Genomic DNA, 14,008 nt, shown 5'->3' with positions numbered 1-14,008 from the left:
TTTCGAGTGTCGCCTATGAAGGACATCCGTACGCACGCCCCATCATCGGTCTGCCGGAACACCTGAAAAACCCTCGCCTGAGCAAACTGATCGAATACTACAACGAATGGTATACTCCCGAAAACATGGTACTCATTCTTGTGGGTAACGTCAATGCCAAGCAAATCAGCGGACGTATCAACGCCACTTTCGGACGTTTACCGGCTAAGGCTACTCCCGAACGTAAAACTTATCCTGACCTTGAAATTAAAGGTCGCAAGCAGTATAATGCTAAAATCGGTTATTACCCCAATGTATGCCTCGTATACAAAGGCGTACCTTCCGGACACCCCGATGAAAAACCTCTGGAAATCGCCATGTCCTTGCTGAGCAACAGCAGCAGCACCGGTACGCTGGACAAATTGACCATCGACGGTGAACTGACCAATGGTTATGCCTATGCAGACACCCGCCGCGAACAAGGCCGCAATATCGTACGTTGCACACCACTGTACGATGAAAACCAACGTCGTTTCGAATCGAACAAGAGCGCTGAAAAGAAAGCACTGAAAGCTATCGAGAAAATCGCCAACGGACAATTCGAAGAATGGCAGATTAATGCTATCAAGAACAACATGTGTCGTGACTTCGACCTGATGATGGAATCGAATACTTCCAAAGCCCTCACGCTGATGCAGGCCTTTATCAGTGAAGAAGACCTGGGACAAGTTCTCAACTACAAAGATGAGGTAATGGCTATTACCACAGAAGATATCAAGCGTGTTGCCAAACAATACCTGACCAACGATTACCTGGCCATCTACATTGAAAAAGGCAAGCTGGACAAGAATGCAAAAATCAAAAAACCGGGTTACAAACCCATCGAACCGCCTGTAGGCAAACAATCTTTGTATGCTACACAGTTCAAGAATATGCCTATCGGACAAGTGGAAGAGAAATTCCTCGACTTCAGCGAGATACAGAGCAAACAACTGAATGACCGCTCCAAGATGTATTATTCGCAGAATCCGGAAAACAACGTATTCAGCCTTACACTCCGTTATGGTGTCGGAGTACGTGATTTCCCGAAACTGGGTATTGCAGCGGACTTGATGAACAACGCCGGTATCATGGGTACTTATGAGCCGCAACAACTGAAAGAGGAACTTAGCAGACTGAATGCAACTTGCCGCGTAAGCGCCAGTCAAAACTACCTCTACATCACCATGGAAGGCTACGAAGAAACCTTGCCGCAAGCTTGCCAGCTTCTTGCCCGCCAAATCCTGATGCCGAAACTGGACGAAAAACAGTTAAGCCGTATCAAAGGTTCCATGCTGGGCAGCCGCCAACAACGTAAGGAGAATGTAAACACCTTATCCAACGCACTCCTCCAATACATGATCTTCCAGGATAAGTCATCCTATATTGACGAACTGACAGATAAGGAAATCTACGAATTGCAGATCTCCGAGCTGACAGGTGATATCAACCGCGCATCCAACTATGAAGCCGAAATCTTCTATTGCGGAACAATGCCTTTCGATAATGCTTACGACGTCCTCAGCAAGAATCTGCCGCTGGTTGCCAACGAAAAGCCATCTACATCTCCGCAGGACAAGCCGATGGTTTCAGTAACGGAAAATACCATTTACTTCCTGCCTAACACAGATGCGGAACAGGCACAGATTTATTTCTACCTGCCGATGGCAAAATATGATAAGAAAGATGATGCAATACGCGATGCGTTCAATCAATATTTCTCCGGTGGTTTCAACGGTTTGGTAATGACTGAAATCCGTGAAAAACGTTCTATGGCTTACTCAGCCGGAGCCTACATCGGAACTCCTGCATTGCCCGGTAACCCCACTTACCTGTTTGGTAACATCGGTACGCAGAACGACAAAGCCAATGACGCGCTGGATGTCTTCATGGGATTGGTAACGGATATGCCTAAGAATGCAGACCGTATCGATAACATCAAGAGTTACATACGCCAGGAAATGCTGACAACTCATCCTTCTTTCCGCGATAAAGCAGAGAACATGAGAGAATTGCAGCGCATAGGTTACAATGCAGACCCTGCCAAGGAGAACCTGCCAAAGGTTGACGCATTGACTTTTGACGATATCGTGAAGTTCTACGAAGAGAATATTAAGGGCAAACCTTACTGCATCGGCGTCATGGGTAACCCGAAAGATATTGATCTGAAGAAACTGGAGAAATACGGCAAAGTAGTGAAACTGAATGAGAGAAAATTATTCAACACGAAAGACGCATTGTTCTAAAGAGCTACGAGTTACAAGCTACAAGCTGCTGCGCTGAAAGAGCTACGAGTTGCTGCGCTGTAACGCTGAAAGAGCTACAAGTTACAAGTTGCTGCGCTATGATGCTGAAAAGCACTCGTAGCTTGTAGCTTGTAGCTCGTAGCTCTTTCTTTATTACTCCTTGTCTTCCTCCTCTTCTCCGCCTCCCGTAAGAATCGGCAGACAGATATTATACTTCACTGCCAGAATGCGCGTCACAAAGACCGATACTCCGCCCACCACCTGGCAAGCATAGGACTGCATTCCCAGCAGATCGCACAACCAGTAGGCCGTACCGCCTACCACACATGCCATCGCATAAATCTCTTTTCGGAAAATAAGCGGTATCTCATTGATAAACACATCACGGATCACTCCACCCGCAGCACCTGTAATGCTACCCATAATGATGGCTACCCAGAACGGATATCCCAATGCAATGCTCTTCCCTACACCGACCACCGTAAACAGTGCCAGACCGATACTGTCGAAGATAAAAAACGTATTGTGCAAGTGGATGAGATGCTTTCCGAAAAGAATGACCCAAAGTAAAGCCAGTCCCGTACAAATCAGATAGATAGGATCAGTCATCCACCCCGGTGTCACTCCCAGCAATACATCGCGGATGGTACCGCCGCCGATAGCCGTCACAAAACCTACCACGTACGCTCCAAACCAGTCGAACCGCTTTGCCGATGCCAGACGGATACCGCTGATGGCAAAAGCGAACGTACCTATAAAATCGAGAATTTGAACAAATGTAGGCATGATAATCAATGATTAACGTTAAATGTTTAATGATTTATAATCGGTATTCATTAAAATTATGGGCAAAGTAACGAATAATTTCCCTAAGAAAACGTATTTTTGTCTCATCAATTTATATGCAATGAAAATAACAATCGTATCGGGCGCACGCCCCAACTTCATGAAAATAGCTCCCATCACCCGGGCCATCAAAGCCGCGCAGGAAGCTGGAAAGAAGATTTCATACCGTCTCATCTACACCGGGCGACAGGATGATACCAGTCTGGATGCCTCCTTGTTTTCCGACCTGGACATGAAGCGGCCGGACGGTTATCTGGGAGTCACCGGACACGACCATTCGGAAGTGGCAGCCGCCATCATGCTTGCTTTCGAGAAGGAACTGAACAATCATCCCGCGCAGGTAGTACTCGTTGTAGACGATCTTACCGCCACCATGAGCTGTTCCATCGTTGCCAAAAAGCGCGGTCTGAAAGTTGCGCACCTCATTGCCGGAACCCGTTCGTTCGATATGAATATGCCCCGCGAAGTGAACCGCACCATCGTAGATGCCATTTCCGACTATCTGTTTACCGCAGGCATGGTAGCCAACCGCAACCTGAACCAGGAAGGCATGATTCCCGAATACATCCATTATGTAGGCAATATATTGATAGATACCGTCCGCTACAACCGTCACCGTCTGTTGCAGCCTGTATGGTTCTCCACCATAGGGTTGGAAAAGCGCGGTTACCTGTTGCTGACCCTCAACCGGCACGACCTGCTGACCAAGAAACATGTGCTCAAATCGTTGATACAAACATTGATTGAGAAATCCGAAGGCATGCCCATCATTGCGCCCCTGCACCCTTATGTGCAAAAAGCCATCAAATCGCTGGACATCCCCGCGTCTAATCTGCACATCCTGCCGCCTCAAAGTTATCTGCATTTCGGTTACCTCATCAACCATGCAAAAGGCATTGTGACGGACTCCGGAAACATTGCCGAGGAAGCTACCTTCCTCGATGTCCCCTGCATCACGCTCAACTCCTACGCCGAGCATCCCGAAACCTGGCGTGTAGGTACCAATGAGTTAGTGAATGAAGATTCCGTGGCTCTTGCCAATGCTCTGGAAAGATTAATGCTCGGCGAATGGAAACATACTACCCTGCCCGACCGTTGGGATGGACGTACAGCGGAACGTATCGTACAGACGTTGATTAACGGAGAATTAAAGGAGCATTACTGAATTAGGAGTTAAGTTAGAGGAGTTAAACAGATAACCAACAGAAATAACCTAACTTATAGAAAGCAAAAAGCCGTAAAGAGGGGTGTTTTCCAGTCAGGTTCTTTTCTAAAAGACTCTCAGATATACGAAATAGGAAAGCGGTTAGTGCAACAGCATGAAACCGCTTTAAACTATTGTACCAGCGCAATAAGCGGACATAAGGAAGCAATTCCCGTTCACGGCCCAAGAGGTTTTTCACAGAACGGCGTGTTTTCACCAAAAAAGAAGCCGCATCTTCCTCCACCAGATGCCAGACCGGATTTTCAATATGCAACACCGGTATACCCGCATCTTCCAGCCTCTTTCCGAAAGCGGTATCCTCATATCCCAGATGAAACGTTTCGTCAAAACGGACACGCAGAAAAAGCTCTCTCGGAATAAAAAAGTTCATACTTATAAAGTGCTGATAAGGATGCTTACGACGTTCGGCAGCCGGTTGCGCTTCCACCTGCGCTCCGTATTTATTGCGCAGAAAGGAGTCCCCCTCCTCCGGATAACAAAAGCCACCGCAAACCACCTGTCCGCCCACATTCTTGAGGTATAAAGAAAGAAAGTCCTCACCTACCGGACTTGTGTCCGTATCCAGAAAAAGCAAATAAGGATAACGCGCCTGTTCACCCAAATAATTGCGGATAAATGCCGGACCATGATTCGTCTCCAGTTCCAGCACACGACATCCGTCCAACCGGTTCAACACACGATTTTCTTCCCTCACTTTCCGGCACGACGCGTCGTCCGCCAGCAAAATTTCGAAAGGAAACTCCGTCAGCAAGGCCATCTCATATAATTTCCGAACCAACGAGACGCAATTTATATTATATACCGGAATGAGTATGGACAGCATATTGTGAATTTTACGCGACAAATATAGCACAAATCAGATGAAAGTTAAAGCAGATATAAACATTCCTCTTATTTCTTTAGATTATATTTACTTCTTATTTAACTGTATTTTGTTAACTTTGCGGCCTCATACTGACTTAAATATGAAACAACAATATATAGCTCTCATCCTTTTTCTGCTGTCATTATTCGTCGCACACAGCGCATCCGCACAGATTAAAGGTGTCGTGACCGACTCCCTCACCAATGAACCATTAATGTACATCACCGTTCAATACGAGGGAAAAGGCGTGGGTGCCATCACCAATGCCGAAGGCGAATACACAGTGGAAACCCGCAAAGGCTGGAATGAATTATCATTCTCCGCCATCGGATACGTGACCAAGAAAGTCACCCTGAAGCCTACCACCAAAGTACTGAACGTGAAGCTGGCACCTGCCGACGTCATGCTCTCCGAAGTTGTGGTGAAGCCCCAGAAAGAGAAATACTCCCGTAAGAACAATCCCGCCGTGGATTTTATGAGGAAAGTTATCGAGAATAAGAAAGAACTGAAACTGGAAGCCAACGATTTCTACCAGTATCAGAAATACGAAAAGATGAAGATGTCCATGAACGACGTCACCCCCGAAAAGATGGAAAAGGGCATCTACAAGAAATTCTCATTCTTCAAAGACCAGGTGGAAGTATCGCCCAAGACCAACAAGATGATCCTCCCCATCTCCATCAAGGAGACATCTTCGAAGACCATCTACCGCAAAAGTCCCAAAAGCGAAAAAACCATCATCGAAGGTGTGAATTCCAGCGGTATAGAGGAGTTTTTCAATACGGGAGACATGTTGGGCACCATCCTGACCGATGTCTTCTCCGATGTCAATATCTACGACGATGACATCCGACTCCTGCAACGCCGCTTCGTCAGCCCCATCGGTCGCGGGGCCATCAGTTTCTATAAATACTACCTCATGGACACCGTCATGGTGGACCGTCAGGAGTGTGTGCACCTCACCTTCGTGCCTCAAAACTCACAGGATTTCGGTTTCACGGGACACCTCTACGTAGTGAAGGATTCTACTTATGCCGTAAAGAAGTGTACCATGAACCTGCCAAAAAAGACCGGTGTAAACTTTGTGGACAACCTCGACATAGTGCAGCAATTCGAGCAGATGCCGGACGGAAACTGGGTACTTACGGACGATGACATGACCGTGGAACTGCAATTCGTAAAAGGCATACAAGGGCTTGAAGTGCAGCGTACTACCAAATACTCCAATTACAACTTTGAAGACATTGAGCCTCGTCTCTTCCGCCTGAAAGGCAACGTCATCAAAGAAGCCAACATGCTCAACAAGAGTGATGAATATTGGGCGAGTGTGCGTCAGGTTCCCCTCACAAAGAAAGAGAGTAACATGGACGTCTTCATGAACCGCATTGAGCAAATTCCCGGATTCAAATATGTCATCTTCGGTGCGAAAGCCCTGATTGAGAACTTCGTGGAAACGGGCACCAAGAAGCACCCCAGCAAGTTCGACTTCGGGCCTATCAATACCACCATCACAAGCAATTACGTGAATGGCACACGTTTCCGTCTCAGTGGTATGACCACCGGTAACCTCGATCCGCACTGGAGTTTCAGCGGATATGCGGCCTACGGTACGAGGGACAAGAAATGGTTCTATAAAGGTCAGGCAGCCTACTCGTTCAACAAGCGCGAATATGTATTGTGGGAATTTCCCAAGCACTACCTGGCCTTCGATTACAGTTACGACGTCATGTCTCCCATGGATAAATACCTCTCAACGGACAAGGATAATATGTTTGTGGGCTGGAAGTGGACCAAGGTAGACCAAATGTCGTACATGCGCGACGCTACCCTGACCTACGAACTGGAAACCAATACCGGTTTTTCCATCAAAGCCATGGCACGCCACCGCAACGACCAGCCTGCCGGAGGTGTATTGCAATACTGGAAAAACGATGGTAACATCGCCGGAATATGGGATGATACGAATACCTTCATCAAGGACATCACCACCACCGAACTCGGCGTCACTCTGCGTTACGCACCGGGTGAGACGTATGTCAACACGAAGCAGCGCCGTGTGCCCGTATCGCTGGATGCCCCGATCTTCTCTCTCTCCCACACCCTCGGTCTGAAAGGCGTGTTAGGTGGCGAGTACAACTTTAACCTTACGGAAGCCAGTATCCGTAAACGTTTCTGGTTCGGTTCGTGGGGTAAACTGGATATTACCGCCCGTGCCGGCGCGCAGTGGAACACTGTACCGTTCCCCTTGTTGAACCTGCCCATGGCAAATCTGTCATACATCACCCAGCACAACGAGTCATTCAGCCTGATCAACAACATGGAGTTCCTGAACGACCGTTACGCCTCTCTCGCCCTGACCTATGACATGAACGGAAAGCTGTTCAACCGCATCCCGCTTATCAAGAAGTTGAAGTGGCGCGAAACTTTCCGCATCCGTGGTATGTACGGCACCCTGACGGACAAAAACAACCCGTACAAGAGCCATAACAACGAACTGTTCCTTTTCCCCATGCGCGACGGTGTCCCCACCAGCCACGTAATGGGCAGCACTCCCTACTTGGAAGCCAGTGTAGGTATCTACAACATATTCAAGCTGTTGCATATCGAATATGTACGCCGCCTCACCTACACCGATATACCGGGAGTGAAGAAAGATGGCATACGCTTCATGATATTAATGATATTCTAAAATAGCGACTTAGTGATGAATGATTAGTGATTAGCATAGTTACTTATCACTAATCACTAAACGTTAAACACTTATTCACATGACTCCATTAGCAGAAAGGCTTCGCCCTAAAACCTTAGACGACTACATCGGTCAGAAACACTTAGTAGGACCGGGTGCGGTGCTGCGCAAGATGATTGACGCAGGACGTATTTCTTCGTTCATACTATGGGGTCCTCCGGGTGTAGGTAAAACCACTCTGGCACAGATCATCGCTAACAAACTGGAAACTCCGTTCTACACCCTGAGCGCTGTGACCAGCGGAGTGAAAGATGTGCGCGAAGTGATAGACCGCGCGAAGAGCAACCGTTTCTTCTCGCAAGGCAGTCCCATCCTGTTCATCGATGAAATACACCGTTTCAGCAAGTCACAGCAAGACTCACTGCTCGGAGCCGTGGAACAAGGCACAGTGACACTGATAGGCGCTACCACGGAGAATCCGTCTTTTGAGGTAATCCGCCCACTGCTGTCACGCTGCCAACTCTATGTGCTGAAATCTTTGGAAAAAGATGATTTACTGGAACTGTTGCAACGTGCCATTACCACCGACCATATACTGAAAGAGCGTACCATCGAGCTAAAAGAAACCACCGCCATGCTTCGCTACAGTGGTGGAGACGCCCGCAAATTGCTCAACATCCTGGATCTCGTTGTTTCTTCCGAAGCCGGAGATCCCGTCGTCATCACCGATGAGATGGTGACAGAACGCCTGCAACAGAATCCGCTTGCCTACGACAAAGACGGAGAGATGCATTATGATATCATTTCCGCCTTCATCAAGTCCATCCGTGGCAGTGATCCCGACGGTGCCATCTATTGGCTGGCCCGCATGGTGGAAGCCGGAGAAGATCCCGCATTCATCGCCCGCCGCCTCGTCATTTCCGCTTCGGAAGACGTGGGACTGGCAAACCCGAACGCCTTGCTGATTGCCAATGCGTGTTTCGACGCTGTAATGAAAGTGGGTTGGCCCGAAGGACGTATCCCTCTGGCGGAAGCCACCGTTTACCTCGCCACAAGCCCGAAGAGTAACTCCGCCTACATGGCCATCAACAATGCCCTGGAACTTGTACGCCAGACCGGCAATCTGCCCGTACCCCTGCACCTGCGCAATGCACCTACCAAACTGATGAAACAGTTGGGTTATGGAGACAATTATAAGTATGCGCACGATTATCCCGGGCACTTCGTCAAGCAACAATTTCTGCCCGACGAGCTGAAAGACCGCCGTCTGTGGGAAGCACAAGACAATGCTGCCGAACAGAAACATGCGGAACGGATGAGAGCGTTGTGGGGTGAGGATAAGTTCAGAAAATCGTAACTATATAAAAAAAGAGCTGTGAGATATTTATTCCAGCTCTTTTATCATTCTTCGGATTACCGGTATCATTTGAGGTATATCTTCCTCTATTGTATTAAAAACAACTTCCGCATCAATTTCAAAATAGTGATGGGCTATTTTATCACGCATACGCATCACTCCACTCCAATAAATTTCAGGATAATGAGGCAAAAAATCTCCATGCGTTATTTTATCTAAACCTTTCACCGTTTCTCCTAAAGCTATCAAATTCATACAAATAGCATCCAAGCGCAGCATTCCGTCCGGTGAACACAAAAAATCATCAGGAGTGCTTACCACAGATGCACGCTCAACTATTAATTGCAATGCAGAAGCAATAGTGTGCAAACTATCCAATGCCAACTCTTTATCAAACATAAACCCCCTCCCTATTGATTCTGTTCTTTAAACGGACATTCATTTGTTCTCGTATTCTAACTAAATCAACCGGACATCCCAGAAGTTCTTCCAACTCACTCTGAATACGATCTAATGTAAGAAGAGAAGGTGCGTTACCTTCGTAACAAATATCGACATCGCTATGTTCCGTTTGTTCTCCACGAGCTACAGAGCCAAACACTCCTAAACGGCTAAAGCCATATTTACGGGCATTTACCTGCTTATACAACTTCAATAATTCTAATATTTCAGGAGTAGATTTCATATTACTATAATTTTATATCTATACAAAGATATGAAAAGATAGTCAGAAAGCAAAGTAAGAGAGGCAAATTCAACAAAACAGACCATTATTTGCATTATCCTAAATCTTTTCCCTAAATTTGCGTACTCACTTTAAATATATACAAAATGAGAATTGTAGTATTAGACGGTTACACCACGAATCCCGGTGATCTGTGCTGGGATAAGTTGAAAGAGTTAGGCGAGTGCACGATCTATGATCGCACCGCTCCCGGCGAAGTTCTTGAACGTGCTGCCGGTGCAGAAGCCATCCTTACCAATAAGGTAGTGATCAACAGCGAGACAATGGCTGCCCTGCCCGATCTGAAATACATCGGCGTGATGGCTACAGGCTACAACGTGGTAGACATCAACGCTGCCCGCGAACGCGGCATCATCATCACCAATATCCCTGCATACAGCACTCCCTCTGTCGGACAAATGGTATTTGCACATATCCTGAACATCACCCAGCAAGTACGCCATTATTCCGAAGAAGTCAGCAAGGGAAACTGGAGCAAGAATCCCGACTTCTGCTTCTACGACACTCCACTCATCGAGCTGCTCGGAAAAAAAATCGGTATCGTAGGACTGGGACAGACCGGCTACAACACCGCCCGTATAGCCATCGGCTTCGGTATGAAGGTATGGGCCTACACTTCCAAATCGCGCCTCCAACTTCCTCCCGAAATCCGTAAAGCGGAACTCGACCAATTGTTCCACGAATGTGACATCATCAGCCTGCATTGCCCGCTGAACGACAGTACCCGTGAACTGATCAACGCCAACCGCCTCTCCTTGATGAAACCCACCTCCATCCTCATCAATACCGGACGCGGCCCGCTCATCAACGAACAAGATCTTGCCAATGCCCTGAATACCGGCATCATCTACGCTGCCGGACTGGATGTTCTTTCTGAAGAACCACCCCGTGCCGACAATCCGTTACTCACCGCCCGGAATTGCTTCATCACCCCTCACATCGCATGGGCCAACTTTGAAGCCCGCCAAAGGCTGATACATATTCTTATCAGTAACTTAAAAGCATATATTGACGGAAAACCGGTAAATGTAATAAAATAAGCTACAAGCTACGGGCTACGAGTGGCTGCGCTATCATACCGAAAGGCACTCGTAACTCGTAGCTTTGTAGCTTGTAGCCCGTAGCTTTACAACAACATGGGAAAATCAGAAATCAAAAGTTTATTCCGCAGCATTCCAGTCCTCCTGAGCATCGTATTGGCCCTTGTCACGATGATTGCTGCATTCTCCGGGAACTTCGACCCCGCCAATTCAAGGTACATGCCCGTACTGGGATTAGCATTGCCCGCACTATTGCTATGCAATCTGTTAGTCGCCATCTGTTGGGCATTCGCCCGCAGGCGCTGGGCATTCATTCCCCTTGCAGCATTAGTTTTCAATTACGGATATATCCTTGCCATCTTCCAGTTCAGCTTCACCAAGAAGATTCCCGAAGGGCACTACAGCAGCAATTATGCCGACGGATATCTGAAAATAGCCACCTACAACGTTGGCAATTTCGGAGGAGAGATTACAGGCTACTCCTGCAAGGAAATCGCCCGCTACATGAAAGAACAGGAAGTCGACGTCCTCTGCTTCCAAGAATGTGGCGACAACAAATACTTCCCGATGGACAGCATCCGCAACGTATTTTCCTACTGGCGCTACGCCTTGATCCCTACCGAGGATTCTATCCGCGGAGTGCTTCCTATCGCCGTGTTCAGCCGCTACCCGCTCGTCAATCCCCAGTTCATTTCCTACCAGCAAAGCGCCAACTGTAGCATGCAGTGCGACATTGTCCTGGGACGCGACACCGTCCGTCTGCTCAACAACCACTTGCAGACCACCAGCGTCAGCCAGAACCGCCGGAAATGGGAACGCGGACTTGCCAACAGTAACGACACCCGTCGTGAAGCAGAAGTCGTGCAAGGCGCCATCACTTCCCTGCACAACAACTTCGTGAAACGCGCCGAACAAACGGACAGCATCCGCCAACTGGTAGTTGCCAGCCCCTACCCCGTACTGGCATGCGGTGACTTCAACTCCCTGCCATCCTCCTACACCTACGCCGAACTGTCCGATGTCCTCAAAGACGGCTTCCGCACCAGCGGTCGCGGCTATATGTACACCTACCGCTACTTCAAACGTCTGTTGCGCATCGACTACATATTCCATTCGCCCGGCATCCAGGGATACCGTTACTACTCGCCCGATCTGGACCTGTGCAGCGACCATAATCCGGTGCTGATGGAAATGAAAATTAAGAAATGAAAGGTATATATTTTATATGAAAAAACTGCGGGAAAAGTTTAATTAACTAATTGTCAAGACGAAAAGAGTAGAAAGTTAGGTAACAGGTAACGGATTAGTAACGGTGCGGGGTTCTTTGCGTTTCTTCGCTCTGCTCTGATAACTTGATACAAATGTACAAAAATAGACTGAAAATAGGAAATAAATGCGGTGTTTTTTTATTGAGGGGATTTTTTAGGGTGGACGGATGGACGGGAAATGAAAGGGGTGCAAAAAGAGGATTGCACTGTGCATTTTTATGAGATTGTAAATCGCTGATATTCAGAGTGTATTTTACAGGTGCAGGGTGCAGCTATATATATAAATATAGCTGCACCCTGCACTTGCCCTATGACTTGTCTTAAAAAGGGGGTGCATGTGAGGTTTTACGGGTGGGGTTATGGCTGTTCGGAAGAAATGTATTATCTTCGTGGAAACCAAAGATAAATATATGCTGTGCTGATATGAAAACAAATAAGGCTGAAATATATAAAAATGCGTTCCGGCTGTTCTTACAGGACAATTACGAGAAGGTGACGGTGGTAAAACTGGAGAAAGCTATCGGATTGTCGTGCCGGGGTATCTATCATCATACGAAGGATAAACTGGGACTGTTCAAGGCGGTTGTAGATACCTATATCTTTGAACCGCACAAGGTGGAAAACAAGTTCGTGTTTACGGAAGATATTTCATTGCGGGACTTCCTGCAAAGCTATATCGAAGGGGTGGAAAGGACAATGGATTATCTAAGCAATGAACTGGGGGTGGATAGAAAGGAATGTGCCAAATGTTATTTTCAGTTCTTGTTCCAAGCATACAAGTATTATCCGAACTTTGCGGATAAAATGGATGCTATCTTTGAGAAAGACCAGCAAATGTGGCAGAAGATTATTGAGAGGGCAATCGCAACGGGGGAAATCAGAAAGGATATTACCACGGAAGAGATCGTCGATATGTTCCGAATGGCACATCTGGGAATGTCATACGTGCTGGCTTTTACCACGGGACTTGATACCAAACGGCTGAAACGGCAGTTTGATGCTGTATATAAACTGCTGAAATGATTCTTTTGAACGGCAATTGAACATCATTCAATCTTTTATGTGATATATGAAGCACCTTTCGGGGTGCTTTTTTTGTGTCTGCATGAAATAAAACACAGCATTTGCTGTGTTTTATAAAAGTTTGTATTATATTTGGGAGAAATGGACTGTACCCGGTGTAATCAAACAAGTTTGTTCCCAGTTGCGGCATTTTAGGTAACCAACGACAAAGAAAACCACTATATATTCCTGCTGTGAGCGACTATCGAAAAAGAATGGATAGGAAGCAAAAAAGGATATGGAAGGTGACGGGGTATCTTTGTCGCCACTTGGAATATAAAACATATGTATCATGAAAATACTGATTATGGTTATGGGAATATTGGGTTTGTTTGCTTCTTGTACTGGCAGAAAAGAAAGGTTGGCGAAGAAAGAAGGTTCAGCCCTGAATGAATTTGAGGTGGAGAAAAGTAAGTCCTATCTTGACACTGATACGTTAGGTAATATTGTCAGTTTCAATAAAGGAAATGATACTATTGAAGTATGTACCAAAAGGTTTGACATTGCCACATTTGAACGGCATAAGAAGGATTTTGTTACTAATTATCATGAAGGTTATAAAGTGTTGAACGATGATACCCTACGAGTATATAGTAAATATATAAATGATAATGAGGTGGAATATACCATTGAAGAATATTCTAAAA

The 14,008-nt window shown here is 46.7% G+C and carries 12 protein-coding genes; 8 read left to right on the top strand and 4 right to left on the bottom strand.

Annotated features, from left to right (window positions below):
* On the top strand, positions 1–2,264 hold a 2,264-nt coding region (locus BACCELL_RS18975), incomplete at its 5' end, for a M16 family metallopeptidase (protein WP_007213627.1).
* A gap of 153 nt (positions 2,265–2,417) precedes the next feature.
* Here the strand turns inward: BACCELL_RS18975 and BACCELL_RS18970 are convergent.
* Complete coding sequence (locus tag BACCELL_RS18970; protein WP_007213626.1) at positions 2,418–3,050, bottom strand: trimeric intracellular cation channel family protein; 633 nt, start codon at positions 3,048–3,050, stop codon at positions 2,418–2,420.
* A 121-nt stretch (positions 3,051–3,171) separates the two neighbouring features.
* On the opposite strand from BACCELL_RS18970, the gene BACCELL_RS18965 reads away from it, so the two are divergent.
* Entirely contained in the window at positions 3,172–4,275 is a 1,104-nt protein-coding gene (locus BACCELL_RS18965; protein ID WP_029428904.1) for a UDP-N-acetyl glucosamine 2-epimerase, read from the top strand.
* 22 nt (positions 4,276–4,297) lie between these two features.
* Here the strand turns inward: BACCELL_RS18965 and BACCELL_RS18960 are convergent, their stop codons facing one another.
* Positions 4,298–5,158 carry a glycosyltransferase family 2 protein gene (locus BACCELL_RS18960; RefSeq protein WP_007213624.1) on the bottom strand — a complete coding sequence of 287 codons (861 nt, stop codon included), beginning with the start codon at positions 5,156–5,158 and terminating at the stop codon, positions 4,298–4,300.
* 142 nt (positions 5,159–5,300) lie between these two features.
* On the opposite strand from BACCELL_RS18960, the gene BACCELL_RS18955 reads away from it, so the two are divergent.
* Both BACCELL_RS18955 and BACCELL_RS18950 read left to right on the top strand, forming a co-directional pair.
* Positions 5,301–7,889, top strand: a complete 2,589-nt coding sequence (locus tag BACCELL_RS18955) for a DUF5686 and carboxypeptidase-like regulatory domain-containing protein (RefSeq protein ID WP_044154233.1) — start codon at positions 5,301–5,303, stop codon at positions 7,887–7,889.
* Between the two features lie 79 nt (positions 7,890–7,968).
* Complete coding sequence (locus BACCELL_RS18950) at positions 7,969–9,246, top strand: replication-associated recombination protein A (RefSeq protein ID WP_007213622.1); 1,278 nt, start codon at positions 7,969–7,971, stop codon at positions 9,244–9,246.
* A gap of 27 nt (positions 9,247–9,273) precedes the next feature.
* Here the strand turns inward: BACCELL_RS18950 and BACCELL_RS18945 are convergent, their stop codons facing one another.
* Both BACCELL_RS18945 and BACCELL_RS18940 read right to left on the bottom strand, forming a co-directional pair.
* Positions 9,274–9,645 carry a HepT-like ribonuclease domain-containing protein gene (locus tag BACCELL_RS18945; protein WP_007213621.1) on the bottom strand — a complete coding sequence of 124 codons (372 nt, stop codon included), beginning with the start codon at positions 9,643–9,645 and terminating at the stop codon, positions 9,274–9,276.
* Entirely contained in the window at positions 9,638–9,931 is a 294-nt protein-coding gene (locus BACCELL_RS18940) for a nucleotidyltransferase family protein (protein WP_007213620.1), read from the bottom strand. Before BACCELL_RS18940 ends, BACCELL_RS18945 begins: the two co-directional genes overlap by 8 nt.
* A gap of 146 nt (positions 9,932–10,077) precedes the next feature.
* On the opposite strand from BACCELL_RS18940, the gene BACCELL_RS18935 reads away from it, so the two are divergent.
* The 4 genes from BACCELL_RS18935 to BACCELL_RS26955 form a co-directional block, all read left to right on the top strand.
* Positions 10,078–11,031, top strand: a complete 954-nt coding sequence (locus BACCELL_RS18935) for a D-2-hydroxyacid dehydrogenase (protein ID WP_007213619.1) — start codon at positions 10,078–10,080, stop codon at positions 11,029–11,031.
* 96 nt (positions 11,032–11,127) lie between these two features.
* Positions 11,128–12,240 carry an endonuclease/exonuclease/phosphatase family protein gene (locus BACCELL_RS18930; protein WP_007213618.1) on the top strand — a complete coding sequence of 371 codons (1,113 nt, stop codon included), beginning with the start codon at positions 11,128–11,130 and terminating at the stop codon, positions 12,238–12,240.
* A gap of 482 nt (positions 12,241–12,722) precedes the next feature.
* On the top strand, positions 12,723–13,322 hold the full coding sequence (locus BACCELL_RS18925) for a TetR/AcrR family transcriptional regulator (RefSeq protein ID WP_007213617.1): 600 nt from the start codon (positions 12,723–12,725) through the stop codon (positions 13,320–13,322).
* A gap of 331 nt (positions 13,323–13,653) precedes the next feature.
* Positions 13,654–14,008 (top strand): hypothetical protein (locus BACCELL_RS26955; protein WP_007213615.1); only part of this gene is annotated, 355 nt, incomplete at its 3' end.

Source organism: Bacteroides cellulosilyticus DSM 14838, assembly GCF_000158035.1.
Classification (GTDB): domain Bacteria; phylum Bacteroidota; class Bacteroidia; order Bacteroidales; family Bacteroidaceae; genus Bacteroides; species Bacteroides cellulosilyticus.
Note: the sequence above shows the minus strand (reverse complement) of the source record. Positions and strands in the feature narration are given on the sequence as shown.